General features: G+C 58.9%; 34 protein-coding genes. 1 reads left to right on the top strand and 33 read right to left on the bottom strand.

Annotated features, from left to right (window positions below; all coding sequences use genetic code 11):
- Positions 1–92: 92 nt before the first annotated feature.
- The 10 genes from ACOYXH_RS07195 to ACOYXH_RS07150 are packed head-to-tail and all read right to left on the bottom strand — an operon-like array spanning position 93 to position 7832.
- A complete protein-coding gene (locus ACOYXH_RS07195) occupies positions 93–857 on the bottom strand; it encodes a C40 family peptidase (RefSeq protein ID WP_460410442.1) in 765 nt (254 codons plus the stop codon).
- 1 nt (position 858) lies between these two features.
- The gene (locus ACOYXH_RS07190) at positions 859–1608 is read right to left on the bottom strand and encodes a phage minor tail protein L (protein ID WP_460410441.1); all 750 of its coding nucleotides are present in this window, start codon (positions 1606–1608) and stop codon (positions 859–861) included.
- A gap of 9 nt (positions 1609–1617) precedes the next feature.
- Positions 1618–1956 carry a phage tail protein gene (locus ACOYXH_RS07185; protein ID WP_460410440.1) on the bottom strand — a complete coding sequence of 113 codons (339 nt, stop codon included), beginning with the start codon at positions 1954–1956 and terminating at the stop codon, positions 1618–1620.
- Positions 1956–5006, bottom strand: a complete 3051-nt coding sequence (locus tag ACOYXH_RS07180; protein ID WP_460410439.1) for a phage tail tape measure protein — start codon at positions 5004–5006, stop codon at positions 1956–1958. The genes ACOYXH_RS07185 and ACOYXH_RS07180 overlap by 1 nt, the downstream gene beginning before the upstream one ends.
- 27 nt (positions 5007–5033) lie before the next feature.
- Positions 5034–5303, bottom strand: a complete 270-nt coding sequence (locus ACOYXH_RS07175; RefSeq protein WP_460410862.1) for a DUF1799 domain-containing protein — start codon at positions 5301–5303, stop codon at positions 5034–5036.
- Between the two features lie 53 nt (positions 5304–5356).
- Positions 5357–5737: a phage tail assembly chaperone gene (locus ACOYXH_RS07170; RefSeq protein ID WP_460410438.1), complete on the bottom strand. Its 381-nt coding sequence runs from the start codon at positions 5735–5737 to the stop codon at positions 5357–5359.
- A 9-nt stretch (positions 5738–5746) separates the two neighbouring features.
- Positions 5747–6406, bottom strand: coding sequence for a phage tail protein (locus ACOYXH_RS07165; protein WP_460410437.1), 660 nt, complete (start codon positions 6404–6406; stop codon positions 5747–5749).
- A 39-nt stretch (positions 6407–6445) separates the two neighbouring features.
- Positions 6446–6874, bottom strand: coding sequence for a phage tail terminator-like protein (locus tag ACOYXH_RS07160; protein WP_150594763.1), 429 nt, complete (start codon positions 6872–6874; stop codon positions 6446–6448).
- A complete protein-coding gene (locus ACOYXH_RS07155; protein WP_460410436.1) occupies positions 6871–7467 on the bottom strand; it encodes a hypothetical protein in 597 nt (198 codons plus the stop codon). Before ACOYXH_RS07155 ends, ACOYXH_RS07160 begins: the two co-directional genes overlap by 4 nt.
- Positions 7464–7832, bottom strand: coding sequence for a hypothetical protein (locus tag ACOYXH_RS07150; protein WP_460410435.1), 369 nt, complete (start codon positions 7830–7832; stop codon positions 7464–7466). The genes ACOYXH_RS07155 and ACOYXH_RS07150 overlap by 4 nt, the downstream gene beginning before the upstream one ends.
- A 22-nt stretch (positions 7833–7854) precedes the next feature.
- Here ACOYXH_RS07150 and ACOYXH_RS07145 point away from each other — a divergent pair, with 22 nt between their 5' ends.
- Positions 7855–8160 carry a hypothetical protein gene (locus tag ACOYXH_RS07145; RefSeq protein WP_150729349.1) on the top strand — a complete coding sequence of 102 codons (306 nt, stop codon included), beginning with the start codon at positions 7855–7857 and terminating at the stop codon, positions 8158–8160.
- A 1-nt stretch (position 8161) separates the two neighbouring features.
- Here ACOYXH_RS07145 and ACOYXH_RS07140 read toward each other — a convergent pair whose 3' ends face one another.
- The 23 genes from ACOYXH_RS07140 to ACOYXH_RS07030 form a co-directional block, all read right to left on the bottom strand.
- The gene (locus ACOYXH_RS07140; RefSeq protein WP_460410434.1) at positions 8162–8665 is read right to left on the bottom strand and encodes a DnaT-like ssDNA-binding protein; all 504 of its coding nucleotides are present in this window, start codon (positions 8663–8665) and stop codon (positions 8162–8164) included.
- Positions 8666–8722: 57 nt separating this feature from the next.
- Entirely contained in the window at positions 8723–9298 is a 576-nt protein-coding gene (locus tag ACOYXH_RS07135) for a hypothetical protein (protein ID WP_460410433.1), read from the bottom strand.
- Between the two features lie 51 nt (positions 9299–9349).
- Complete coding sequence (locus ACOYXH_RS07130) at positions 9350–10318, bottom strand: major capsid protein (RefSeq protein WP_460100071.1); 969 nt, start codon at positions 10316–10318, stop codon at positions 9350–9352.
- Between the two features lie 11 nt (positions 10319–10329).
- Positions 10330–11037 (bottom strand): hypothetical protein, encoded by a 708-nt coding sequence (locus ACOYXH_RS07125; RefSeq protein WP_460410432.1) that lies wholly within the window; start codon positions 11035–11037, stop codon positions 10330–10332.
- 92 nt (positions 11038–11129) lie between these two features.
- Positions 11130–11543, bottom strand: a complete 414-nt coding sequence (locus ACOYXH_RS07120) for a hypothetical protein (RefSeq protein WP_460410431.1) — start codon at positions 11541–11543, stop codon at positions 11130–11132.
- Between the two features lie 32 nt (positions 11544–11575).
- Complete coding sequence (locus ACOYXH_RS07115) at positions 11576–12661, bottom strand: minor capsid protein (protein WP_460410430.1); 1086 nt, start codon at positions 12659–12661, stop codon at positions 11576–11578.
- Complete coding sequence (locus ACOYXH_RS07110) at positions 12636–14099, bottom strand: DUF4055 domain-containing protein (protein ID WP_460410429.1); 1464 nt, start codon at positions 14097–14099, stop codon at positions 12636–12638. The genes ACOYXH_RS07115 and ACOYXH_RS07110 overlap by 26 nt, the downstream gene beginning before the upstream one ends.
- Positions 14096–15397 carry a terminase large subunit domain-containing protein gene (locus ACOYXH_RS07105; protein ID WP_460410428.1) on the bottom strand — a complete coding sequence of 434 codons (1302 nt, stop codon included), beginning with the start codon at positions 15395–15397 and terminating at the stop codon, positions 14096–14098. The genes ACOYXH_RS07110 and ACOYXH_RS07105 overlap by 4 nt, the downstream gene beginning before the upstream one ends.
- On the bottom strand, positions 15384–15845 hold the full coding sequence (locus ACOYXH_RS07100) for a DUF2280 domain-containing protein (protein ID WP_460410427.1): 462 nt from the start codon (positions 15843–15845) through the stop codon (positions 15384–15386). The genes ACOYXH_RS07105 and ACOYXH_RS07100 overlap by 14 nt, the downstream gene beginning before the upstream one ends.
- A 31-nt stretch (positions 15846–15876) precedes the next feature.
- Positions 15877–16500 (bottom strand): putative metallopeptidase, encoded by a 624-nt coding sequence (locus ACOYXH_RS07095; protein WP_460410426.1) that lies wholly within the window; start codon positions 16498–16500, stop codon positions 15877–15879.
- Positions 16501–16558: 58 nt separating this feature from the next.
- Positions 16559–17026 carry a hypothetical protein gene (locus ACOYXH_RS07090; protein ID WP_460410425.1) on the bottom strand — a complete coding sequence of 156 codons (468 nt, stop codon included), beginning with the start codon at positions 17024–17026 and terminating at the stop codon, positions 16559–16561.
- Between the two features lie 108 nt (positions 17027–17134).
- A complete protein-coding gene (locus tag ACOYXH_RS07085) occupies positions 17135–17389 on the bottom strand; it encodes a hypothetical protein (protein ID WP_460410424.1) in 255 nt (84 codons plus the stop codon).
- Entirely contained in the window at positions 17386–17574 is a 189-nt protein-coding gene (locus ACOYXH_RS07080) for a hypothetical protein (RefSeq protein ID WP_460410423.1), read from the bottom strand. The genes ACOYXH_RS07085 and ACOYXH_RS07080 overlap by 4 nt, the downstream gene beginning before the upstream one ends.
- Positions 17575–17626: 52 nt before the next feature.
- A complete protein-coding gene (locus ACOYXH_RS07075) occupies positions 17627–17809 on the bottom strand; it encodes a hypothetical protein (protein WP_047297581.1) in 183 nt (60 codons plus the stop codon).
- Positions 17769–18155: a hypothetical protein gene (locus tag ACOYXH_RS07070; RefSeq protein WP_460410421.1), complete on the bottom strand. Its 387-nt coding sequence runs from the start codon at positions 18153–18155 to the stop codon at positions 17769–17771. Before ACOYXH_RS07070 ends, ACOYXH_RS07075 begins: the two co-directional genes overlap by 41 nt.
- Positions 18152–18466: a phage holin, lambda family gene (locus tag ACOYXH_RS07065; protein WP_162276419.1), complete on the bottom strand. Its 315-nt coding sequence runs from the start codon at positions 18464–18466 to the stop codon at positions 18152–18154. Before ACOYXH_RS07065 ends, ACOYXH_RS07070 begins: the two co-directional genes overlap by 4 nt.
- Positions 18467–18857: 391 nt before the next feature.
- Positions 18858–19385, bottom strand: coding sequence for a hypothetical protein (locus ACOYXH_RS07060; protein WP_460410420.1), 528 nt, complete (start codon positions 19383–19385; stop codon positions 18858–18860).
- A gap of 166 nt (positions 19386–19551) precedes the next feature.
- Positions 19552–20247 (bottom strand): hypothetical protein, encoded by a 696-nt coding sequence (locus ACOYXH_RS07055; RefSeq protein WP_460410419.1) that lies wholly within the window; start codon positions 20245–20247, stop codon positions 19552–19554.
- On the bottom strand, positions 20244–20846 hold the full coding sequence (locus ACOYXH_RS07050; RefSeq protein WP_460410418.1) for a recombination protein NinG: 603 nt from the start codon (positions 20844–20846) through the stop codon (positions 20244–20246). The genes ACOYXH_RS07055 and ACOYXH_RS07050 overlap by 4 nt, the downstream gene beginning before the upstream one ends.
- On the bottom strand, positions 20843–21313 hold the full coding sequence (locus ACOYXH_RS07045; RefSeq protein ID WP_460410417.1) for a hypothetical protein: 471 nt from the start codon (positions 21311–21313) through the stop codon (positions 20843–20845). Before ACOYXH_RS07045 ends, ACOYXH_RS07050 begins: the two co-directional genes overlap by 4 nt.
- On the bottom strand, positions 21306–21533 hold the full coding sequence (locus tag ACOYXH_RS07040; RefSeq protein WP_460410416.1) for a hypothetical protein: 228 nt from the start codon (positions 21531–21533) through the stop codon (positions 21306–21308). The genes ACOYXH_RS07045 and ACOYXH_RS07040 overlap by 8 nt, the downstream gene beginning before the upstream one ends.
- The gene (locus ACOYXH_RS07035; RefSeq protein ID WP_460410415.1) at positions 21530–22327 is read right to left on the bottom strand and encodes a hypothetical protein; all 798 of its coding nucleotides are present in this window, start codon (positions 22325–22327) and stop codon (positions 21530–21532) included. Before ACOYXH_RS07035 ends, ACOYXH_RS07040 begins: the two co-directional genes overlap by 4 nt.
- The gene (locus tag ACOYXH_RS07030) at positions 22314–23285 is read right to left on the bottom strand and encodes a phage replication protein (RefSeq protein WP_460410861.1); all 972 of its coding nucleotides are present in this window, start codon (positions 23283–23285) and stop codon (positions 22314–22316) included. Before ACOYXH_RS07030 ends, ACOYXH_RS07035 begins: the two co-directional genes overlap by 14 nt.
- Between the last annotated feature and the right edge of the window lies 1 nt (position 23286).

The following is a 23286-nucleotide window of genomic DNA, read 5'->3' as shown; positions in this document are numbered from 1 at the left end:
ACTTCCCTGAGTCAGCGTGACCAGGGAAGTCGCTAACGGGCTTATTTTTCGATTGTATTTCACTCATCAATAGCTCCAGCAGCACCGCCGCGTCATTTGGTTGGTTGTGCATTTTTGTGCCTGAGGATCAGGCGTTTGCGGTCGAGCCATGGCCCGCCGAACACGATGACCTCCGACGGCCTGCCGTAGAGGTGGTGCAACAGAAAAGGCCCTGGCCCGAACGTCGTTGCGTCCTCACCTGGCAGCGCCGGATCGGCGCCTAGGAAGATCCCTGCGTGGTTCGGGTAAACCGTCCGACCCACTTCCATCACGATCATGTCGCCGCGCTGCGGCTGGTCGACGCGGTAGAAGCCGGCGGCCTCGTAGTTCGCTTCGTACAGGCTGGCATTGTCCTTGCTCTCCCACCAGCCATCAGCGCGCTTGAAGGCCTCGAACTCCAAGCCCCACTCGCGCCTGTACCAGTCCGCGCAGACCTGCCAGCAGTCCCAGGCGCCGTGCACGAATGGCCGTTTCAGCAGCGGCACATCGCCGGACGGCATGATCGTTCTCAGATCCCCTTCCGGCCAACTGAGTATGTGCCACGGCAGCGCGGTCGCTTCGCACATAGCGAGGTCGCGCGGCGAAGGTCGGCTGGTGGCATCCGGATGCGAATGAACTACGCCGATCACCTCGCCGAAGTCCTCGCCCGCTGCGTATTCCTCCGGATCGATCCGGAATTCCTCGTTCGGTTCTGTGGAGACGTTGCGACACGGGTAGTACTGCTGTTTGCGGCCCACGGCCAGCAGCAGCCCGCAGCACTCTTTCGGGTACTCGGCGGCCGCATGCGCCTGGATCGCGTTCAAGATGTGCTTTCGCATGTCAGCTCCGTGCGATCAAGGAAACAGCAGGGAAGCCACCGAACGGCAGCGGGTTGCCCTCACCGAATCGAGGAATGCAGCCCCTGCCCAGTGTGGCGTCGCACTCGTCCAATTCAGGGTTATCGGTGACAACGCCATTCTTGGTCACGTACGGGCCGGTGTAGCCGCAGTTCGGCCCGCGGTAGCCGCCGGTGAGGCACCAGTGGCAAAGCGTCGTGGCCTGCCGCCCAATCGACTCATTGCCAACATCGCCCGGGCTGGCCAGCTCCCAACTGACGTTTTCCCCGTCCTCGTTCGTCTTCTGGTCGATGTACCAGACCTCGATCGTCTCTTGGGTTGGGTCTGCCGTCGGATTGCCTCCCGGAAAATTTGCAGCGTCGAGGTAGCTGCCGAGCGTGTGCCGCATCGTCAGCTTGAACTCGAGCAGATCTTCGAACGCCAGACAGAGTGCGGTGATGCGCCCGTTGACGTTGCCAACCGACAGTGTCGGCCGAACCGCCGTGCCGTCGCCATTGGCCTCGATGCCATCGATCTGCATGGGCCAAGCGCTGTACTCGTTGCCCTGCCAGTAGATGGCCTTCGCGGGTAATTGATCGGCATTGTCGCCGGCGGCAATTAACTCGGCCGGCGTGTGCGGTATTGCATGCCCGTGGAAGCGCAGTACGTCGGCACCATATTCCGTGCCGTCCAACTCAAAGAGCAGCACTTCGCTGCCAGGTTCAAGAACCTGGATGTCACTGATCAGCGGCATGGTTGCCCCTTATGGTTTGAATGCCCGCTCGAACGTGGCGGTGAGTTTGAAGACCTCGCCGCCCATTGGTGTGGGAGCGGGATTTTTGCAGGTGAACAGTCCGAGTTCGCCGAGCGGCGTTGTCCAGAGAAACGCTTTTGCCCCGGCGTGCCTATCGAGGAACTCCATGATCTGCTGCACCTTGGCCTTGTGGCCGACGCAGGTGATCGGATAGGAGTCCTCTTTGTTGTTCGGTCCGTCGCCGACGTTTTGGGCGTAGCCATTGCCGAACTTCGAGGAGCGCACCCGATAGTTGATATCGGGTGTTTCCCCGCGCCCGGTTGGCCAAGTGAATTTCTCGATGGCCATCAGGCCCTCCCATTTGCATTTCGGAAGCTGGTACCGCCCGCGCGCCAAGAGTCAGCAACGGCTTTCTCGGCCACGGCCTGCATTTGCGACTGTAGGTTTTTGGAAAGCGCTTGTTGGTCGATCTGCATGCCTTCAGAGCTGCGATCCTCGGTCACCACCGTGACCGGCGCGCTGATGCTGATTGCAGTCCCGGAACCACCACCAGCCGCGAGAACACCCAGCTTGCCGCTGGAAGTCCGGGTCAACGGCATGATCGCCTCCGGCCCCGCCTCACCCATGACACCCGCCCCGCCGCCGGCCATCCCGAAGGCGGTCGGCGTGCTGACGATGTTGTTGGTGAAGGCGCCGCCGTTGGCGAACATCTGTACGCCCGACGACCAGGCACCGCCGAGCGCCTGCGGGAAGTAGGTGCTGGAGTACCCTGCCGAGGACGCGCCGAGATTCGAAGACGTCGCACCGGCGGATCCAGCCGCTAGCCCGTTACCGCCGCCTCCGCCAGTGAAGTAACTGGTGGCAGCACCGACGAGGCTGCTCAGCAACGCAGAACTGGCCTGACGGGTAGCGATCCGCGCCATGTCCGCCAGAATCGATTTGGTGAAGTCGGCAAAGGACAGCTTCCCGGTCATGGCGAAGTTGACCACCGCGTCTTCCATTGAGCTGAAGGCGTTGCCGAACAGAGTTTTCGTCTGGCCGGCGATGTTGCTCGCCGAGTCCAGGTAGTTGGCCCAGGCCGATGTCGCGCCCTTGGTCCAATCACCCTGCGCCGCCTCCACATCTGCGTAGTTCTGCCGGATTTGGTCGGTGGCAGCTTTGTTCGCATCGGCGAGCGCCTGCGACTTCCGGGCGAACTCCTCCTCTGACATGTTCCGCGACGGATCTGACTTCTGGTTTGCCAGCTCCAGCGACTGCTGAGCAAACCGATCCTGCTGACTGTTCAGCTCGTTGTTGAGCGCGTTCTGGCGATCGCCTTGACCGACGCCGAGAACGGCTCGCTGCCCTGCCAGCTCCAGCGCTCTCTGCTGCTGAGCCAAGGCCTGAACGTAGGTGGTGATCGAACGCTCTTGTCGGGCGAGACGACCGGTCTCGTTTGTGGCCAGAACCTCGAGCTGGGTGTCCGCGTCCTTCTGCGCTTTGACCATGCCGGCGCGCGCATCGGCGATCTTCTGATCGAGCTGGATGCTTTGCGCGGCAGAAGTGGTCTTCTTCGCCTTCGCGGCTTCCAGTGCAGCAATCTCTGCCTCGTAGGCTGCGGCTACCTCGTCGCGCTCGTTGCCGATTAGAGCTTCGCGTTTCAGGGCATAGTCGGCTTGAGAAACGAGTCCGGCCTTCTGCGCGGCGTCCAGTTCCTTCTGGGCGTTTTTGTACTCTTCGCTGATGGCTGCCAAGTTGTTCTTGGCGTTATTGAAGCCGGTCAGATCGACCTGTGAACCAGCCGTTTTCGAATCCTTGAACTGGTCATTGATGTTCGCCAGGTTCTTGTCGATTGCGGCCTGATTCAGGCGCGGATCGTTCGGCGCTACCTTGCGGATGTCTTCGAGCTGCCGCTTGTACTCCTTGATCGCGTCGGTACGTTTCTGCTCATTCGTCCATGCTGACTTGGTGAGTGCGTCGACCTTCGCCATTGAGGAGACCGCATCGCCCTGAGCTTTCGCCTGCTCGCCCTGCCACTTAGCAATATCGGCTTCTGCTGCTTTCTGATCCTCCAGCATGTTGAGACGATTCTGGTAGAGATCAATCATCTCCTGTTTATTCTGGAACAGGCCGACATTGCCTGCCTGAGCGCTCGCCAAGTCGCGCTGGGCTTGCTCGATATCGGCGCCGATATCACTGCGCCCGATATTCTTCAATCCATCAGCAGCCCGAGCAACGGCGTTGTAGCCTTTCTCCCAGAAACTCAGATTCTCGAGGATTCGCGGTGTGCGCTCGTTGATTGCATCAGCGAACGACTCGGTGGCCAGCTTCACGGCGCCGGCATGGTCGCCCTGCTTCTCCAGCGCGGTGATCTGCGAGTAAACCGAAGCGGTCAGGTAGTGGTACTGCTCATTCAGCGCGGCAGACGCCTTGACCGGGTCGTCGGCGAGCTTGGAGAACTCGGCAACTGTCTCGCTCACTGCCTTGCCTGTCGCTTCCTGCATCGACACGGCGGCTTGGGTGATTCCGGTGAAGCTCTCGCCGGCGATCTTGCCGTTGTCGGCCAGCAGAGCCAGCACGGCTGCGGCTTGGCCAGTGGTGCCAACGGTTGCGCTGACCTGACGGGCCATATCGCCCAATTGCCCGGCACTCACACCTGCGTAGTTGCCGGTCAGGATCAGCGATTTGTTGTAGCTGTCCTGCTCTTCGCTGCCCTTGTAGAAAGCGTATGCCAGCCCACCCACTGCGGCGGTGGCCAGCGCCAGCGGGCCGAGAATGGCCAGCAGACCCGCCGCACCCTCACCTGCACCAGCGCCCAGTTGTGCGACTGCGCGAACGCCGCTACCCCAGTCTCCCGAAGACAGCGCATTCCCAAGTTGCACGACGTTTTCCTGTGCCTGGCGCGTGCCAAGTCGCAGTTTGTCGAAACCGGTGGTGGTTCTGTTGAGTTTGTCGTAGTCCTTATCGATCTTGCTCAGGGCGATGTTGTACTCGTCCTGGCTGATTCGGCCGGCATCCAGATGCTTACCCAGTTGCTCGACCTGAGTATCCAGCTTCGCCAGTGCGGCGCGCGCGGGGTCGATGGCGCCCAGCAGGCTGTTCAGTGCCTTCTGCTCATCCATGGCCGACTTGGCCAGCGCTACCTGTTGCTTGTCGAGCTGCGCAGAGATCTTCGCGGCTTCAGCCTCGCCATAGGCGCCGGTCTTGGTCAGCTTCGCCAGCGCATCGCGCTGTTTGGCAAGGTCCTGTGTGGTTTTTGCGCTGGTAGAAAGCGACTTCTCCAGTGCCTGCATTTCGTTCATCAGCGAAACGGCGGACTGCTCGGCCCGGCCGCCGGCCTTCGCCATCTCATCCAGGCTCGTTTTGGCCTCGATCGCATCGGCCGAGTCGATCTTGACGCCGAGTTCTGCAATGTTCATCGACTCACCTTGAATAAGTGCCCGTGGTTACGGGCTGTTTTCCCTTTCCTCCGCCATGACGCGCAGGGCTTCGCCTTCCAGCACCTGCAGGTCAGGAAAGATGTCAGCGAGTTTCTTTTTCTTGATTGCGAGGAAACCGGCGACGTCGCGAATGCAGTTGTAATCGAGACCGATCGGGCCACCGGTGCCGACCCGCCACTGTGTGGACATTCGGTTGAACAAGAGAAAGGCCGGCCAGTTGCATGGCCAGACCTCTACATCGTCACCAGACAAATCAGCAGCCGTCAGCCCGAGGATTGCCAACTGCTCAGCAGATGGTCCGCTTTCGTACAACGCCGCGGCGGCCGCCCTCAGTTTCCCAAGCGGGCCTGATTGAATGCGCTCTGATAGGCATTCACTACCGCTTCGGCAGTACCCTGGCATGACTTCACAAGGGCGAGGATGCTCTTGTCGTCGAACTTGTCATCGAAGCCCCAGCCCGCTACCAGATCCTTGATCTGCTGCACCTGATACTCGGTTTCGGCAGCAACGACATCCGATAATGTAGTGGCCTCCCCGAATCCCTCGCGCATTTCCTTCGCCTTCAGGTTCCATTCGTCGAACAGCGCGGCGAGTGCCGGGCGATCGCGATACTTGAAGGTGAACTCGATTGCCTCGGGCTCACACCCAACGACAGGGATGTGCACAAGTGCCCTGAACGTAGGGTTCTGGGCGATCCTGATCTTTGCCATGGGGAGTCCTTATGCGCCGGCCAAGTAACGAAGCGAACGAGCCGAAAGCCCGATGCTGATGGTGCGGGTCATGACGTTGTTGCGCTCCATCGTTGGATCAGGAGTGATGCTCACATAACCCGGATAGAGGATCTGATCGCCATTGCGCAACTTCATGCGCACGACGGCCAGCTCTTTGGTGTCATCGAAGCCTTCGACAGTCTCGACGTATTGAGCGGTCGGCTGATCCTCCACCACGATAGTGATCGTGGTCGGGTTGCGGTTGGTTGGGAACTGCTTGTCGTCGTCATCTTCCAGGTAGCCGACAGTTTGGTATTGCTGCTCGCCGCCGGAGGATGTGAAAGAAGTGACTTTCGAGATCTGCGTCCATCCGGACACCGGGATCACTGAACCAGAACCCGCACCGACAGTGAATTTGTCGGTGTTGGTGGTATTGAGACCGGCCAACGCAAAAGCATCGGCGGTGACGCCGGACGCCTTTACTGCGCGATCATTGATCAGAGCCCAACCGGAGTTGATCAGCAAAACGTCGCCGCTTTCAATGTCGTGCCCTACAGAGGCAGCAATCGGCGGTTTCGCATTGGTCAAAGCAGTGAAAGCGACGGCGGATCCCATAACGCTGGCGATCTCCAGCACAGCGCCGTTCGGCAGCGGGAAGCGTGCGGCCATGGTGTGTTTCCTCTTGAATGCCCGCCTGACGGCGGTAGGTTATGCCCCAGCGGGCGGTTGGTCTGCGACACCTGCGTAGGTGAAGCTGGCCGGGACCGTGTAGGTCGCCGACTCTGTGATTGTTGGTCCTTGATCTACTGGTTCCGTGATGAGGCCATCGAACCCGTTGCGGGCCAGTGGCGTGTCTACGCGAAAGAGTTGGGTCAGCTCCTCAACAAGCGTCTCTGCGGTGGCCATGGCCTGGGCAGATGGACAGACGATGCTGATCTGATAGACGCCGGTGTACTCGTACGCGTCCCCGCCCAGGTAACGGCAAGTGGTGCTGGCTGGAAGCTGGAAGGCCCGCAGATAGGTTTCAGATGGACCCGGTGTAAATGGCTGACTCGAGTAGGCCACTCGTATTGGGCGCGCAGCCGACCATGCGGCCAGCTTCGTTTCGATGGCCTGACGGGCGCGTGCGTGACTCATACCTGATTGTTCCTGATGGCCTCCTGCACGATCTGCTGGAAGCGAGCCACGGTTACCCGAACCATGCCGCCGGGAGCCTGGGTCGAATGGCCGAACTCCAGCGGGATGGCATAGGGCAAGTTGTTGATGATGTAAGCGATCTGGCCAGCGGTGAAATCGCTCATCGCAGCAACCAGTGCCGCAGTCGTTTCGGCGCCGCTCGGGTCCACCTCGTCGAACGTGACGCTCTCGACCACACCGAGGGAAATGTGCCAGTTCGCGCGGAACCGGCCGCCGACGTAGCCTTCGGGCGCCTTGATATCCATGCCGTCGTTGAGCTTGCGGCCTTTCTTGAGCCTGCCGCCCTTGGTGAGATTGGTCGGATCGCTGCGCAGCGCGCTGTTGTGGTCGTCGACGGCCTTGTTGTACTGGGCTGCGACAGCGTTCTGCGCCCAGATCTCCGGGTTGCCCACTGGAGACATGCGGATCAGGCTGCTGCCGACCTCGATGATGATCTCGCGCACACTGGCGTCGATGGCTTCGCTGGTCTGAGCAGCAAACTCGGCCAGGCTCAAGGCGAAGCTGCCGGATTGACCGGCGCCCGCCCGGCTCATGACCTCACCTGCAATTCGTAGAGAATCGGCGTGCCGGCCGGGTTGATTTCTTTCAAGGGAGGGACGATTGACCAGGTACGACCTTGAACAACGACCTTGCTCAGTAACTCAGGCACCCACTCCAGCCCCTGCGCGGCGATCTTGAGCTTCTTGTCGCCCTGCTTGATGAGGCTGTTGTTCTGGAATTCCTGACCGGTGAAGTCGAGAAGGATGCCTTGGGCGGCCTGTTCAATGGTGGAGCCCGGTGACTCGCCACCGGTCTCCGGGTCATACTCGCCCCGCACCGTCTTGCTGACGGTAACGGGCTGGCCGTACTCTGCGATCATCTCCAGAGCCATCACGGCCATCTCGTCGTAAAAGGCCATAGAAACACCTAAGGAAATGTGAGTGAACAACGAAGAAAAAGGTAAATACCTTCTGGATGCAATTACCAAGGTGAACCAACAATTGAAGCATGGCCGTTGCGCCGAATACCCATACCGGAAATCACTGCAACTGCGATGGAAGTTGGTTTTAGCGGGGACCAAAGCGGAAGACTTAGCTGAGAGACTCCAAACGCGGCTTATTCCGGATAAAGGAGACATCGACATAGGTGCTTTGACCGACAAAGCTAATGCAATATCGGTTAGCACCGACGCGACGCTGTACGACGTATTCAAGGGATACATTTTGCAGGACGACTTGGGCATTTGAACTATGCCCGAATCGCGAACAAGCCTCGTCGGTGGAGATAGTCAGCAAACTGCGTTGCACTCGGCCGATCTGGTGCCGCCGGTAATAGTCGGCCGCTGGTGTTTGGGATCGTAGCGTACTCTCGAGTTACCGCGCCCTCGACGCGCTCCAGAGTTACCGCGCCTTTTCGCTTCTCGATCGGGTCGACGTCGTCGGTGTGAATCTCGGCGGCCAGCGCCATTTGGCCGTACTGGATTCGCGCCGGCAGGTAGTTGTCTGGCTTGATTTCGTAATCCAGTTCGACTCCGCGGCGCGGCCAAGACAGGGCCTGTTCGCTGTTGGACTTTCGCCCTTTCCACGTCATGCCATCCATTGCAAGCGCGGCCCGGCGCAGCAGCGCTTCCTGTGCTGGCACCTCCTCGGGAATGGTTACGCCAAACTTCACGGCGTACATGGCCAGATCTTCGGCGGATGCGTAGCTTTCGGCGTCAGGCTTGCCGGTGCCGTCCTCAATGATGAGAGTCATGAATCAGCTCGCTGTGGTGTTCTGGATCGGATGCCCAGTTACCGGACACCCGGATTATTACGCCTGCTGAAGATCAGCAACTGCCTTTTCCAGCGACTCTACCGAAGCATTCGCCCGATACGTCACGTTGGCAGTGTCGAGTAGCGCTTTGAGGCTCGCGATCTTCTCGGCATTGTCGACCGGTTCCGCTGCCGCCTTGAGGCGTTCGACTTCAGCGCGGAGAGATTCAACCTCGCCCGCCAAGTTGTCACGTTCACCTGTAAGGGATTCGAAACCCTCATGAATGGCTTTCAGCGCGCCGAACAAGCGGATTGGCAGTTCGCCGGCGCCCGGGTGCTCCAGTTCGGACAGACCTTCAGCGGCATCGATCAGCAACACGATGCCGTCACGTTCTGCGTTCAACTTGTCGATCAGCTCCTGCAGCGCAGCGTGATCACCACTCTCTGCGATCAGCAGCACCGGTGCCGGTTCAACCTGCCGCACCGTCACCACCGGCACATCGTCAGCTTCACCCTCGCGACTTTCGGTGACGTTGGCGTCGATGATGCGCAGGCCGTGTTCCTTCGCCAGCGCCTTAACGTCTTCCCGGTACTGGTGAAACGGTCCGGGCAGATACCAAATTTTGTTGCTCATGATTGCATCTCCGCCAAGCCGGGCACACGTCCCGGCTTGGACATCACGGGGTTACTTGGAAGCGTCACCGATCAGAGCGACACCGGCGGTGTGCTTGATGCTGGCAGCGGTTTTGTCCCAGTTTGTGCCGGTGGCCAGCTCGGCGTCAGTTGGAGACGCGCCGCCGGCAGTGGTGTCCCAGGTGTAACCTTTCAGGCCCAAGCCAAACGTGTAGTCGGTCTGGATGGTGGTCTCGATGCGACCCTTGCCGTTGGTGGTCTCGACGTTCGAGATGATGTCGCGATTGTCGTGAACCAGCGCTGCGCCGGCGACCAGGGACAGGATGATTTCCTTGTTCGGTGTGCCCGCCTGCATCAGCGCTGGCGCATCGGTGACGATGGAGATCTTGCCCAGTATGTCGACCACGCGGACGTTGCCCGCCAGGAACAGGTTCGCCGAGTTCACCAGGCCTTGACCAACCAGTTTGTGCCAGCTGGAACCCTGCATAACCTGAGTGACCAGGTTCTGGCTGGAGTCGCCGAACTTCGCGTGCGAGTTGTTCAGGCCGGACTGGGTGATCCCTGCGGTAGCCGAGATATCGTTCGTCGCGGCCGCCTGCGCGGTGATCGCGGCCACAAGCGCGGCGATTGCTGTGTTCAGTTGATCCTTCAGCAGAACCTCGGCGAATGCGCGACTGGCAACTTCAATGCCCTGGGCAGTTGGACGCTGCAGCCAAGTCATTTGCGACGGTTCATAGCGCAGAGGGCCGAAGCCGCCGGCAATTTTCACCGAAGTGTTTTTCAGCTCAGTCAGATCGGTCGCACCGACAGTGGCGTTGGCCGCGTAGCGATCAACACGGCGTTGAGCCGAGGCCAAGTTTTGAAAGAACGACTCCTGTAAGAAGTCGCCAGTGAAGCCGTCCGGAGAAAGCACGATAGCGCCATTGCTTGCTTGGTTGAATGCATCGGTCATCTGATCGAGCGTTTCCAGAGTGGCAGGCATGACGAATTCGTTGAAGACCTGCATTTGAGCCAGAGACATGAATTATTTCCTTACTTGAGAGGGAGATCCGGGAACCGGCTCGCGATTGCTGCCTGTCGTTCCTCTTTGGTGCCGCCGATTTTTCCTTTTGCGGCCCCGCCGCCACCTCCAGCACCGCCAGCCCCGCCGCCAGATGCCTTGCTACCCGCGATCAACGGCGCGAAAGCCGCGTCATTCGCGATTTCTGCTTTCAGCTCATCCAGCGTTGCCGCCGAGAGCTTGCCCTGTGCATCAAGGACGACCACAACAGGCTTCCCTTCGCGCTGTTCGACGCTCAGACGGCGCTCGATGTGCGGCAACAGGGCTTTCGCGCTGCCTTGCACTGCCAGTGCAGACGCGATGTCAGTAGCGGTACGACCGACAGTCAGATCCCGGATCTGCCCGCTCAGCGTTCCACGCTCCTGTTCCAACATGCCGTTCAGCTCAGCTTCGCGGCGGGTAAATTTTTCAGTCCAGGAGCGTTCGAGCTCTTCGACGTTGCCGGACTTGCGAGCGGCTTCTTCACGCTCAAGGCGCGCTGCATCTTCAGCTTCGCGCGCCTTCTTCTCGGCGGCTTTCTTCTCGCCGAGCAGCTCATCAACCTTGGCCTTCAGGCCGGATACATCTTCTTGCTGCGGCAGACCTTCAATGCCGAGTACGAACTTGCCGTCCTTCTCGGTGTAAAGAGCGCGCACGGTTTCATCTACCCCTTCCAGGGTATCCAGTTGGAATTTCAGCATTGGTTGTCTCCCAGAGACTTAGGTGCAGGCCCTGCCTGCGGGCATAAAAAAACCGCCCGGAGGCGGCTTCAATTGAAATAGTGCAGTTCTGTTTAAATATCCGGGACTAGAACCGTTTTTTGGCGCGTCACCAGGGCAATAATTGCTCGCGCTTTCGCCTCGTCTTGAAAGATGTCTTTAAATGACTGTCCTTCGACTGTGTACACAAAGTTTAGCCCCTCCTCCTCTTCAGGAATTGGGTATTGATCGAGGATCGCTCTGAGTTCGTCGCTACGGAGCGCGCGAGGCTCTTTTTGGTCGTCAACCCACTTTCCTTCGATGACACTCCCGTCACCTAGTCGATAGGCTGGTCGGTCGGCCATTTCCATTACTGAGAAGGGCTCGCCATGAGTAAATCTCAGGTGGGTCGTTACCTTTGTTTCGAGATTGCCGACGTGCGTCGCAAGTGCATATCGGAGTTGCCAGCCTTTAAGCTTACTGATCTCGACGGCGACTAGGTTTGTCATAGCTTTGCTCCATGCATTGTGAATGACAAACCCTATACTTTCGCCCGCTCGAACGCCAGAGGCTCTAGCGCACGCATCTGCACAAGTGTCAGCGGTGCAAAGTTGCGGTCAAGCTGCAGTTCGGCGAAGCGTTCAACACTCAGGCCACCTTCGCGAAACAACTTCGACCGAACCGGACCGATAGCCTTGTCCTGAAATGCTGCCGGCTGCTGCTTAAGCCAGTCGTAGTAGCTGAGGTCTGCCCTTACCTGCTGCGCGCCAGAGTCGCCGACGGATGCACGCGTGGCGCCCTCGGCAAACAGCGCGCTGAAGCGAGTAACCGCCACCACCGTCGACCGGCAGTTGATGTGGATCGGCGGCCTCGGCCCTTCGGTGAGTTTGAACCGACGTTTGTCGAGCGTCCGGCACTGGCTGGTTGTCTTCGAATCCAGCGTACTGACCCACTCCACGGACTGCACGACATCGGCGTTCGCCTTAAGCGTCTCCATGCGCGCCTGAGTAGCGACGTGCTGCACCGCAGTCCGAACGATCGAACCGGCATTGCGGTTGGTCGTTGCAAAGATGCCATCGTTGTACTGCAGCGCCTTGGTGCCGCGAATTTTCTTGATGATCTGGAAGTTGGTCTGGCCTTCGAAGAAGCCCTGCCGGATCGCGCCTGTGAGGCGTTGTCGCTCCATGGCGGTGAAACCATCAATGAACGACTTGAGCAGCTTCCCGCCGTCGGCACCGCGCACACTGAGCGGGTTTGTGAGGATTGCCGCCCTGATTGCTGCAGCACCTGGCACCGCCGCATCGAACGACACACCTACCGGTGCCGCCCGGGTCAGGCTGGTTGCTTCAAATTCGGCCTCGTAGTTGGCGATATCCACCAGGTCGAGGTTCAGCTTCTCGCTGTACCGATCGAAGATGCCCAGCAGCAGACTATCAACCTCGCTCAGCAGCCGCTCCAGGCGGGCGACGGTGTAATCCGTCAGATCCGCCCGGGTCAGCCGCTCACGAATCGAGCGGTCGATCTCCTTGAGGAAAGGTGCGAACTTCGCCACCTCCCCCGACTTCAGTTGCTCAAGGAAGACGGCGTGCCGAATCGTGGCATCAAGGATCGCTTGGTTTGCCGCCATTTAGGTTTGCCTCGTCGTCGTCATCCAGATCCGGCCCGGTGCTTTGTGCTTCGAGTTCACCCCGAATTTCATCGTCCGTTTTCTCCGGATTGATCACGCCTCGATCGCGCAGGTACTGCCAGAAGTCGCCCTCCGGCAGCTTCCCGCCCTGCACTGCGTTGAACAGCGCCGCCAAGATCGTCGCGTCCAGAGTGATCTGGCTGAAGTCTTGGTTGAGTTTGTAGACCACTTCGCCGGATGCATTCACGAATTCAGCCATCCATTCCAGGCACTGGCTGTAGGCCTCGCTGACGTTGCTGACCACCAGCGACAGAACGCTGTGTTCGGCGGCGCTGTCGTTGTCGGCCTGGGTTGCGGTCTTCACCGCGCTGCCGCGCTCAATCAGCCGGGCACCGAGCGAAACCATGTCCTGCTTCTTGGATTCCATCGCCTCCTTGGCCACCGTGTTCGGCTGAGCCTGCCAAACCCCGCAGGTGCCGTTTACTGGAAGCATCCAGGGTGCGCGGGAGCCGAGGAAGATGCCGCTTTCCTCCATGTGATCGCGCCACTGCTCATCAAGACCAGCCATCCACGGCTGAGGCTGCCCAACCAGATACGCCGCCTCTTCATAATCCGCGCTGTTCCGATAATGACCGATGTTCACCTCGGCCATGTCATAGAGCGGCGCGTCATCGATGCTGGTGTCGTTGTTCTCGCTGCCAACGAATTGGAACGGGATCACTTGCCACGGTCGACCCAAGCCATTCAATGGGGTGAATGGCGCGACCTTCTGAGTTGTCGCACTTGAACCCTCTTCCCACACTTCCTGCGTGTACTGACCCAAGACATCAAGGCGCAATACTCGGTATTGAACTACCTGCTCACTACCGAAACCATCGTCCGTATCAACGTCGACCGTTTCGCGCAGCACGACAAGGCTCAACAGGTGCTGGCCGCCGACTTGGCGGGTCTTCCAGTTGATGATCGACTCCGCGGTGTAGCTGGCGATGTTCGCCCGGGCGCGGCCAGATTGCTCGTCAGCCCTGCTGACTGTCCCAGCCACAACGGAGACATAGTCCACCAGCAGCCCATGGCGGCCGACTTCGAGCAGATGTCCAATCACCGACTGTGATTGCTGGTAAACGCTCACGCCCTGCCCGTCGATATCCTTGGCCACGTAATCGAGCGCGCCGGGAACAGTCAGGGTTGGCCAGGTGCGGAATACTGCACCCACTAGGCTATGTTTCGTGCGGCCGGTGGCGTTGTAGAACACCGCGCGCTTCTTGTACGCCTCGTAGCGCTGTTTGTTGTCCTCGCTGGTGTCGGCCGCGTTCGGCCTCGGCAGGTAACGGTCACCGGCAGCCTTGATGGTTTCCGACCCTTTGCAGACGTCGCGCACCAAGCGCCAGCGGTACTGTGCCGCCTTGTACTCGGGACGAGTAAAAGTGACGTCCGTCATCGAGCGACTCCCATTTTCATTGAGGTGACCGGTTTAACGATCGGGTACTCGCGGTGAATGAAGTAACCGCCGCCGTCGTTGGCGTGGTCGTTGCCTTGGCTCTTGTCTGGCTCGCCATTGGGCGCCCAGATCTGCTGTTCGAGACCGTCGGCATATGTCGGGCATGTAAACGCGTTGACCAAGTAGCGGCGCTCGCCCTGCGCATTGCAGAACATGGCGTTCATGGCGTTGATTCGGTCCTTCACCGGTGGGTTGGCCGCCGGCGCGATGACCGTGAAGCCTGCCTGCTTGAGCATGGCGATATCGGTGAGGCTCGCATTGACCGACTTACGCGAATCACCGGAGGCGTCCGGGTAGATCCGGATCTCGCAGGTCTTCTTGTAGTCGTTGCCGGTGTGTTCCCAGTACCGCTCCTTGATGCGACGAATCATGTCCGGCGTGTCGTAGCCATCCATCAACTCGTCCACGGCTCGCGGTAGGCCTTGGTCACGTTTGACGTGGGTGATCGCGGCCATTTTGCCGACGTTGAAGTCCATGCCGATAAACAGCGGCTCACCAGGCTGTACAGTATCGAAGCACTGGTTCAGCTTGCGGTCGTAGGCGTGGTAGATCGATCCCGACGTCAGGTTGACGAACTGGCCATTTAGGTACGCGCGGATCAACTGCTCGGGGTACGACTCCATCAGCGAGGCGATGTAGTCGTCAGGCAGGTTCAACTCGTTGTCGAAGGTGCTGGCCTGGATCAGGCCGTACATCTCCTTCAGCGCTGGCTTGTCGCGCAACTGCTTCACGAACTGGAGGAAGACGAACTTGAAGCCCTCCGGCGTCGTGGTTACGTCCACGCCGTTTTTCAGCCCGGGCAGGTTGTAACGCATCCGGGCAATGATCTTGCGCCATGCCTGCTGCGCCTTGATCGACGTAAGCACGTCCAGCTCATCGACCAATGCGTGACCGATCTTGAAGCCGACGATGGTCTGCGGCTTCTCCATCGACCGGCAAATCACAGTGCCGCGATACTGCCGGCCGCTGTAAATGTGAACCTCATGGTTCGCCTGGTTGATCTTGGTCTTCAGCCCCCAGTCGTAGGCAACCTCCTCCATCGTGGGATAGAAGATGTCGCGGATCTGCGGGTAGGTCGGTGCGAAGTAACCAGCGTTGACGCCGGGCCACTCCATGAAGTGCTTGCTGAGCGCCGAACATCCGACCCAGGTCTTCCCCGAGCCGAAACCAGCAACGAATGCGCGAAACTTGTGAGGCAACAGGAGGAACTGCGACTGCGGAACGTTAAGGCTCGGCATTCGGCTTCCTCGCATCCACTACATCGACCTGAATGCGCGTCGGGATTACCGGCTCATCATCAGACTCGTCCTTCCGGTTGCGATTGACGTAGACGTCGCCGACTTCCTTCGCTGCCTGCTCGAGGATCTGCATGGCCAAGCCGATGTTCTTCATCGTCTCAGCCCTCTCCACGAACCGGTTCATGGCACGCAATCGGAACGCTCGGTTGGCGATCGGGATTTCAGCTGTCTCTTCGCGAAAGCGCTTTCGGGCATCTTCAAACATCGTCACCCAGCGCTTGGCCAGGCCTTTCCCTGATGTCTTCGTGGGATCGTGTGTCTCAACCTGCTGGCGAGTCACCGATATCCCGTATTCCTTTTGGACGGCTTCAACAACCTGTGAAGGCGTGTCGAAGCACGCCAAGGCCTGAACGATAAAGGCCTTCACGTCGTTTTGAAGGGCTGCCATAGATTTTCATCCGTCCAGAGCCTGTCCAGAATCAGGCCGACTTGAGCAGACAGGTTCCGCAGGCCCTCGATATGTTCAATTTCCCCACCTCAGCAGGATTGTTTGCAGCGTCCACCAGCTCTTGCACCTGAGGGCTCGCCCCATACCGACGTACCACACCGACGAACTCTTCAACGTCGTGCCCGCGCATCTCAAGCTTGGGCAATCCTTCCTGGGTGAACGCTGGCTGACCGTACTTATCGGTCGCTTGGGCGATGTGGTAGAGCTCATGTTCAACCAAGGCACAGAAGTCAGCGTCGGAGCAGTCGGCGCAGTAGTCGGCAGCCAGTGTGATGATGTAGGCCGGTACGTCGCCGAACCAATCCAGCATCTGCTGTTCCATCCGGGCCTTCTGCCAGCCACCCGCGCGGAACGCTACCTGTTCGGCCTGACCGACCACTGTGCGCCCCTTCTTCGTGTAGGCGGCAGACGCCCACATGACTCTCACGTCCGCATCGATCAGATGGGCATGGTCTTCGTTGTGGATGCTTCCGGTGTCAGCGAGGATTTCTGCTTGGAGCCACTCCCATACTTCGGGTGCTGGGGTGAGACGGATGCCGAAGCTGGACAGATCAGACAATTCCAGCAGTGGCGCCGGTGGCAATGGCCTGTCCATGCCATCCTCCAAAAATACGAAACCCCGCACTTGGCGGGGTTAGTTTGCATACTGATGACTACTGAAACTTGGGCGTGATGCCAATTCGATACAGCAAGGATCTCGCAACAGCCGTAATTGCTGTTCCATGAGGAATGATTCCCTGCGCATCAATTTTAACTATACCCTCATCACCTAGCAGTATGGTTCCATACTTGTCGATTTTAAGGGCCCAAACTGGAGACCATACCTTCTGGCCCAGCTCGGTAACGACGCTTTTTTCGAAAACGTACCGGCCGACTATGTCTTCACCAATAATCATCACATCAAGGCTTCCGCGGGCATTTCCCAGCGGGGTTTGGATCTGTGATTCAAGGTTCTCCTCGAAAAGGAATTCAACGCCGAATTTCGATTGCGCGCCGGGTGTATCGAAGGATTTCTTGAGCCCATCCAACAGCTGCTTGCAAAAAATCTTCAGTGCATATGTGACGTTAACAGTTTCTTCAACAACCATCTGGTCGTTCAATCCAACATGCTCGAATTTCATAGTGCACTCCCATCCAGTTTGGACAGGCAGTATGCCATCGCGTACGGTCAGCTCAACATCTTCGAAAGCATCAATTAATCATCAGTGCCGCACTCACCTGCGGCACACCTACTCTTTACCGCCATCCAGCAGCACATCAATCAGCTTCTGCTCACCCAGGCGCATGGCACCCAAGCACTGCAGGTCGTCGCACTTAGGGCCGAGCACGAACACAGTCACCTGCCCTTTCGGGCCGATCAGGGTTAAGGCGCCTACGGTGCATTCCGGATGGACACCAGCATCAAGGTCATCGGCGATCTTGCGCAGTGTCTTCGCAGCGTCGCGCCATCCCTCGCGTTTGAAGTCGATGAGCTTGGCGGTCATGCGCTTACCTTCTGCAGCCATTCTTCAATGATGCGCTGCACTACCGGCTCGGTGAGGATGGCGGAAGGCTGCTCACCGTCGATCACTGACTGGACCAGCGTGCGCGGGATGACATGAGCGCCATTACTCGCTGCCACCATCAGGTGCGGGCGCTGGTCGGCGATGTCATGAATTTCTGCTGTCATGCTCACTCCAGTGTCGCGACACAATTTGTACTCTCGCTAAACGTGTCGCGACCTATTTGCTCTGACTGCGCTTGATTTGCGCGTCCACCTGATCTGCGCAAGTGTCGAGCAGGTTGATGGCTTGGTTTTTCAGCTCCCACAGCTGGCCGTTGTCAGCGAGGTCTTCATCGGCTACCCGCTCACATGGCACCAGCTCAGGGGGTTCGACCCTTACTGCCGCTGTCTTTGTTACCACTGACGGCTTTCCCGCGCAGGCCGTCAGGCAGAGGCTGAGCAGCCCAATCACGAACAGGCTTGCTGTTGCGTTTGAGTTCTTCAAAGTTTTTCTCCGCCTTTCTGGCTTTGGCCTGACTGGCTTGTAACCGCTTGTTCAGGTCTTTCTGGTAATCGGCGTTGCGCTGTGCTTCGGCGCGCAGGGTGGTGATCGTGGCCTGGCTTTCTAGGTTGGCGTCGACCGCCTTCTTCTTCTCGCTGGCTTCGAATGCCACCTCCCCGCGAAGGGCGACGACGCGCGATTGCTGGATCCCAACGAGGAGCAGACCAACCAAGGCGATGATGATTGCAGCAGCGAAAGCCTTCATGCGGCATCCGCCTTGCGACCGAGGAAACGGGTCACCAACTCGCGAATGGCTGTCACGCCAAGGAACCCAATAGTCCCTCCGGCAGCAACCGATAAACTGGAAGGCCAGGCCATCCACTCGATAATGCTGGACGCGACCAAGCTCAGCGATCCGCAGATCAGCGCCTCGAACACAATCCGGCGCTTACTGGTTTCCTTCGCGTCGTACATGACTCGAAGCAACGATACGGTGATGGACATGATCACGCCCTGCCAGAGCGGATTGCTCAACGCCAGCCAGATCTTGGCCCATGTGTCTGGCTTGTCAGGCATGTTTGGCATCCGGGTTGCCTCCCCTTTGGGGAGATTGATAAATCCGGCGTCCGCTGCACTCCCAGCTCGGGGCATTGGGTGTGGGGAGCCGAAAACAAAAAGGGCCTTGCGAATGCAGAGGCCCTGAATAGGTGCGCTCGTCTTTCCGAGCTGTCGGCCAAAGACCTTCTCAACGTCGACGCCCCTTTGCATCGATCTCGCTGATCCAGTCTCGCGCCACCCCGAAAGCAAGTTTGAGGTTAGGGTGCGCGGGCTGCCGGCGTTGATTCCGTACGTCGCACTATCCGGCTATCGACGTCCAGGTATTCCCGAAGGCTGTCCTGGCGACAGGTAAATTCGAGGCATAAAAAACCCGGCTCCATGACCGGGTTACGACCTATCAGACGACATTTCAATCGGGAAAGTGTCGCCTCAGAAATTGAATAAATGTCTCAGCTGCGGGATCAAAATCCCGCATTCGAATAACCGTCGCTCCAAGCTCGACAGCTTTATCCATTAGTACCTTGTTGCCGAGTGTCGCCTCATTTGTCAGAACTGCAAACACTATGGCGTGCGAAAGAAGTTGCCTGTCCGTGGCGTTTTTTGGAGTGCCTGAGCGTCTTGGAGCGCCGAGTTGATCCTCGGTCGACTCTAAATAATCAGTTTGAGAAAGATCTGCCAGGATACCCCTGCCGAAACCGTAGGCGCCTGATCCGAATCCGAAGTACCCGCGCTCAGGGATCTCTCCACTTTTAGATATGCGATCGATGAAAGCCTTTTTCCCTGGCTCGTCGGCTCTATCAGGGATACGACTCAGCTCTTCTAAAACATCACCCGTCACAAAGAGCTGAAATTCAGAAGCGTCAAGTTCGCTTGGCTCGATTCGATGCTTGAAGAGCTCGTCGAACGCGCAACTATCAACAAAAATGTATCTGGCCAACCAAGTTACTCCCTTTTCCGCAGTCATCTTGCAGTGCAGGATAATCCTAGTTTGCAGACAATAAAAAACCCGGCGCTTGGCCGGGTTTCTTTTATCAGTCCTACACACGCAGGAATGACAGGATGGGATTAATTTCGCTCATTCGCTCACCGATGTCAACAGGCAATCACGCAGCTTGTTCAATCAGCAAACCTTCGCCTCCGAGAATGTCGGCCGCGTGTGCCAGAGCCTCGTTTACCAGGTCATCAGCAGCCTTGCCGATATCCTGACGCCACCGGCGGCGAGTCGACTCCGGCGTGCCGTCGTTGTCCCAGGTGTTCATGTCGTAAAAGCTGTCCTTGAGTACGATCATGTCGGCGGATCGGGAGCTATCACGCTTGACCTTCGCCTGACCGGCAGCCAGCGCAGCCTTCACCACCGCCTCACGGCGCCACTCTGGCGCATCGATTGGGATCTCGACTGACACCGAGATCGCTACCTTCGGCCGCGCTCCTTTCAACTGCGGGATAGCCCATGCGGTGCTCGCCTTGAACAGGAAAAGCTTCGGCGCCGGCGTGTTGATCTGGGTTTGCAGTGCCGCAATGGCTTGAACCTTGCGCCCCTTGTGCGTGCTGTACTTTGCCACCAGCGCATCCCAGTGCTTTTGCTCAAGCGCGCTGTGCAGGCGGGCGGACACCCAGCAATCCACTTGTGTGCGGTCGATGGTGTCAGCACCACGGGAGCGAACCAGTGTCGCCAGATCGCCGCCCTCCTCCTCATCGGCAGAGTTGTAGAGCTTCTGCCACGCCTGCTTGCTGGTGTTGTCGATTGCCTCAGCCGCGAGAGCCGAGACAACTGCGTTCAGAACACTTGGATAGATCATGCTGCAGCCCTCTTCAGTTCGCGGGTCTTGGCTCGGTATTCGGCCTTGATGGTTTTGATTTCTTCGACGGTGTACTTGCGGGGCTCATGAGGCCCTTCCAGCCAGCCCACAGTTTCGGCGCCGATGCGCTGCACTAATCGGATGCGGTACTCGACCGCGTTACCGGACAGGTTGCGGTTGCACTTCACGCACTGGCGGTGAATGTTCAGCGGCTCGAAGCGAAGCTCAGGACAGGCGCCGACAGATCGGTAGTGACCAGCGTCCCAGCGGCTGCCCGTCATCAAGTCATTGTCGTTCGGCATCGAGTCGCAGCTGATGCACGGCAAATGCACATCGCGCAGGCGGACGTACTCATTCACCGCTGCCTGGGCTTCGCGCAGGTGATCCGCCCTGCTCTTCAGCTTCTCCTTGCGGATCTTGATCTCGCGGCGGTCGCGCTGGGCGATGGCCTTGCGGGCTTTGTCCTGATTCTTCGGCGCATCGATCAATGCGCATGCCGGGCTGCATACCGCCTGCCCCATTCGCGACGGGACGAATGAGGCCCTGCAGGTAGCAACGCGGCATTTCTTGGGCTTTGGCTGCTTCCGTTCAATCGTCATGCAGCCTCCTGGCTTAGCAGGTCATCGAAATACACGCCCTGCGGAGCGAAGCGCGCGACGATGCGGTCGGTGTACGCAACGCCTTGGGCGCGGTTGAACAGACTGGTCACCGGGAAGCCGTCCGGGCCGAACAGATGGCAGCCTCCCATCATGGCCAGCTTCGTCTCGTACGGGAGGTGGCGCATGACGCGGTACCACTCAACCTGAAACCCGGCATCCTCGTTCAGCAGGATCTGCACGCCGATGTGCAACTTGCAGTACCGGCGGGCATCAGCCTCGTCGCCGATCTGGGTCATCTCCGCGATGCGCTTGTACATCGCGAACCACAGTCGGTTCTGGTCCAGCGTCCGGTCCTTGCCGGGGCGGAGCGAGACCACTACGAACTTCTTGTCGCGGTACATGGTGCTGAGCTTGGTGATGGCTTCGGAGAGTTTGGCCTGGCAGTTCACGGAGATTTTGTCAGCCATGAGCTGCCACCTTATTTGGCAACCCTTCGATCAACTCAGTGAGTTGCTGCGTCAGTCGTTCGTTGTCGGCCAGCAGCTCCAGCGCCACCTCCTCCACTGTCTTTTCGCCGAGGAATTCTTGCAGCGCCTCGGTGTTGCGCTTCCAGTCAGCGCAGTCGGCACGGTATGACGCAGCTTCGGCCCACAGCAGCTTCTGGAGTTTTTGTTTGTCGATGATCATTGAGCAGCGCTCCTTGCTTCCAATTGTTCGGCCTGCTTAATGAGCAGCGCCCGGCGATCCGCCAGCTCATTGGCTGCCAGAATTCGCAGTTCTGTTTTTTCCTCGGCCGATGCTTGGCGCATGGCGAGCATCGAATCCTTCACCGCGGCGAGCTTCTCGCGCAGTTTTGGCGAAGGTCGCGCAACCTCACCGGTGAGCAGCGCAACGACGGCCCGGCCGTCTTCGGTAACCGGCGCGACACTCAAGTCGGCCAAGTACAACTGCCCGCGCTCATGTGGGATCCGTTGCATCTGCACAGCTTTGGTGATCGCCTGTGTGCGGCGGTTGGCGTCGAAACCGACCGACACGTGCCAATTGACGTGTTTGTTGTCCTCCCGAGCCTGACTCACCAAACGCTCGTAAGCGCTGTTGAACGCCATGCGCGCACCGACCTTGTCGCCGGCATCCAGGACAGGTTTCGCAGCTGCCAGCGCGAGCTGAATTTCATCAGTCAGCACCACTGTTTCGAACTCGTCGTTCGTCGTCATGGCGATCGCCCAAGCTTCGTCTTTGCCCGGGCGACCGTCGGCGATCTGAACTCGCTGGAGAATGTCAGCCATTGCCAACTTGCCTTTCACTTCGAAGCGGCAAGCCTTCAAAGCGGCCTTCACCACCTGAACCGGGTAAGCACAGAGATCTTCAGCCATGATCGCCGCAGTACCTGGGTTCATTTCCTGACCCATGGCCTCGGCAGTTGCACAGATCGCGGCGGCGAGCCCGGCAACCTGCTGGTCGTTCATTTCAAAGGTACTCATTGCGCTCCCCTGCTTGGCGCTTGGCCAAGACCATTTGCGCGGCCCGCTCGGCGGCGGAAACGTTCGCTTCGGTACGTTCCATCTGGCGGGCAGTTGTCCCATTGATGCGCTGACCGGTCACCCACTGGGTGTGGTAGCTCTCGGCGTTGGCCAGCAGCTCGTTGAGGCTGTGGCACTTGCGCAGCACCGCGGCATCGGCGGTTTTCAGGAAGTGTGCAGCGACGTGGTGAGCGACATCGGCACCGAGGCGGTCGACCAGTTGGCCGAGCTGGCCACCGACCTTCGCGTTCCACACGGGCCAGGTGCTGTAGCGCTTGCGGTAGGCCATGGCGTAGTTCGCCCAGACCTTGAAGGTTTTGCAGGACTGGTCTTTGGGGCCCGGCATGTCGGCGGGAATCTCAACCCGTGGCGCATCAGTGCGATCAACCACCAGAACCAGATTGCGGGCCGGCTTGTCCGGGCTGCCTTGCAAGTCCTGACTGGTATCCTGATTGGTACCCTGATGATTGGTATCCTGATTTGTCGGAGATTTTTCCGACCCTTGCTCGGATTTTTCTCCGACCTTGCTCGGATTTTTCTCCGAGGCAGATCGGATTTTTTTCCGACCTTTGTTCTTTGGTGGGGTCGGATATTTTTCCGACCCGTCGAGCTTCTGGTTCCACTCGATCGCCTTCTCGGTGAGGCGGAACAGCGTGATGTTCGAAGTGCTGGAAAGCTCAATCAAACCCGCATCTTCCAGGGCCTTCAGCATGCGATAAGCAGTGTCTGGCTTGTCAGTGAGCAGCGGCAGCTCCTCGATGATCTTGGCCTTGCTCAGCGCGAAGAAGATCCCGTCGTCAGTCTTGATTGGCTTTGTCCAGCTTGGGCAGCCGTAGACGAAGGCGAACAGCAGGGCTTGCTGAGAATTCAGCCCCCACTCCAGCGCTTTCACCTGATTGATCGTGACGGTGAATTGCATA

Source organism: Pseudomonas sp. Mb7 (genome assembly GCF_054790525.1).
This window is presented reverse-complemented; position numbering and strand designations above follow the sequence as displayed.

Bases quoted from the DNA above. Each gene is read 5' to 3' on its own strand.
- ACOYXH_RS07195 (WP_460410442.1), bottom strand. From the start codon at position 857: ATGCGAAAGCACATCTTGAACGCGATCCAGGCGCATGCGGCCGCCGAG.
- ACOYXH_RS07190 (WP_460410441.1), bottom strand. From the start codon at position 1,608: ATGCCGCTGATCAGTGACATCCAGGTTCTTGAACCTGGCAGCGAAGTG.
- ACOYXH_RS07185 (WP_460410440.1), bottom strand. From the start codon at position 1,956: ATGGCCATCGAGAAATTCACTTGGCCAACCGGGCGCGGGGAAACACCC.
- ACOYXH_RS07180 (WP_460410439.1), bottom strand. From the start codon at position 5,006: ATGAACATTGCAGAACTCGGCGTCAAGATCGACTCGGCCGATGCGATC.
- ACOYXH_RS07170 (WP_460410438.1), bottom strand. From the start codon at position 5,737: ATGGCAAAGATCAGGATCGCCCAGAACCCTACGTTCAGGGCACTTGTG.
- ACOYXH_RS07165 (WP_460410437.1), bottom strand. From the start codon at position 6,406: ATGGCCGCACGCTTCCCGCTGCCGAACGGCGCTGTGCTGGAGATCGCC.
- ACOYXH_RS07160 (WP_150594763.1), bottom strand. From the start codon at position 6,874: ATGAGTCACGCACGCGCCCGTCAGGCCATCGAAACGAAGCTGGCCGCA.
- ACOYXH_RS07155 (WP_460410436.1), bottom strand. From the start codon at position 7,467: ATGAGCCGGGCGGGCGCCGGTCAATCCGGCAGCTTCGCCTTGAGCCTG.
- ACOYXH_RS07150 (WP_460410435.1), bottom strand. From the start codon at position 7,832: ATGGCCTTTTACGACGAGATGGCCGTGATGGCTCTGGAGATGATCGCA.
- ACOYXH_RS07140 (WP_460410434.1), bottom strand. From the start codon at position 8,665: ATGACTCTCATCATTGAGGACGGCACCGGCAAGCCTGACGCCGAAAGC.
- ACOYXH_RS07135 (WP_460410433.1), bottom strand. From the start codon at position 9,298: ATGAGCAACAAAATTTGGTATCTGCCCGGACCGTTTCACCAGTACCGG.
- ACOYXH_RS07130 (WP_460100071.1), bottom strand. From the start codon at position 10,318: ATGTCTCTGGCTCAAATGCAGGTCTTCAACGAATTCGTCATGCCTGCC.
- ACOYXH_RS07125 (WP_460410432.1), bottom strand. From the start codon at position 11,037: ATGCTGAAATTCCAACTGGATACCCTGGAAGGGGTAGATGAAACCGTG.
- ACOYXH_RS07120 (WP_460410431.1), bottom strand. From the start codon at position 11,543: ATGACAAACCTAGTCGCCGTCGAGATCAGTAAGCTTAAAGGCTGGCAA.
- ACOYXH_RS07115 (WP_460410430.1), bottom strand. From the start codon at position 12,661: ATGGCGGCAAACCAAGCGATCCTTGATGCCACGATTCGGCACGCCGTC.
- ACOYXH_RS07110 (WP_460410429.1), bottom strand. From the start codon at position 14,099: ATGACGGACGTCACTTTTACTCGTCCCGAGTACAAGGCGGCACAGTAC.
- ACOYXH_RS07105 (WP_460410428.1), bottom strand. From the start codon at position 15,397: ATGCCGAGCCTTAACGTTCCGCAGTCGCAGTTCCTCCTGTTGCCTCAC.
- ACOYXH_RS07100 (WP_460410427.1), bottom strand. From the start codon at position 15,845: ATGGCAGCCCTTCAAAACGACGTGAAGGCCTTTATCGTTCAGGCCTTG.
- ACOYXH_RS07095 (WP_460410426.1), bottom strand. From the start codon at position 16,500: ATGGACAGGCCATTGCCACCGGCGCCACTGCTGGAATTGTCTGATCTG.
- ACOYXH_RS07090 (WP_460410425.1), bottom strand. From the start codon at position 17,026: ATGAAATTCGAGCATGTTGGATTGAACGACCAGATGGTTGTTGAAGAA.
- ACOYXH_RS07085 (WP_460410424.1), bottom strand. From the start codon at position 17,389: ATGACCGCCAAGCTCATCGACTTCAAACGCGAGGGATGGCGCGACGCT.
- ACOYXH_RS07080 (WP_460410423.1), bottom strand. From the start codon at position 17,574: ATGACAGCAGAAATTCATGACATCGCCGACCAGCGCCCGCACCTGATG.
- ACOYXH_RS07070 (WP_460410421.1), bottom strand. From the start codon at position 18,155: ATGAAGGCTTTCGCTGCTGCAATCATCATCGCCTTGGTTGGTCTGCTC.
- ACOYXH_RS07065 (WP_162276419.1), bottom strand. From the start codon at position 18,466: ATGCCTGACAAGCCAGACACATGGGCCAAGATCTGGCTGGCGTTGAGC.
- ACOYXH_RS07055 (WP_460410419.1), bottom strand. From the start codon at position 20,247: ATGATCTATCCAAGTGTTCTGAACGCAGTTGTCTCGGCTCTCGCGGCT.
- ACOYXH_RS07050 (WP_460410418.1), bottom strand. From the start codon at position 20,846: ATGACGATTGAACGGAAGCAGCCAAAGCCCAAGAAATGCCGCGTTGCT.
- ACOYXH_RS07045 (WP_460410417.1), bottom strand. From the start codon at position 21,313: ATGGCTGACAAAATCTCCGTGAACTGCCAGGCCAAACTCTCCGAAGCC.
- ACOYXH_RS07040 (WP_460410416.1), bottom strand. From the start codon at position 21,533: ATGATCATCGACAAACAAAAACTCCAGAAGCTGCTGTGGGCCGAAGCT.
- ACOYXH_RS07035 (WP_460410415.1), bottom strand. From the start codon at position 22,327: ATGAGTACCTTTGAAATGAACGACCAGCAGGTTGCCGGGCTCGCCGCC.
- ACOYXH_RS07030 (WP_460410861.1), bottom strand. From the start codon at position 23,285: ATGCAATTCACCGTCACGATCAATCAGGTGAAAGCGCTGGAGTGGGGG.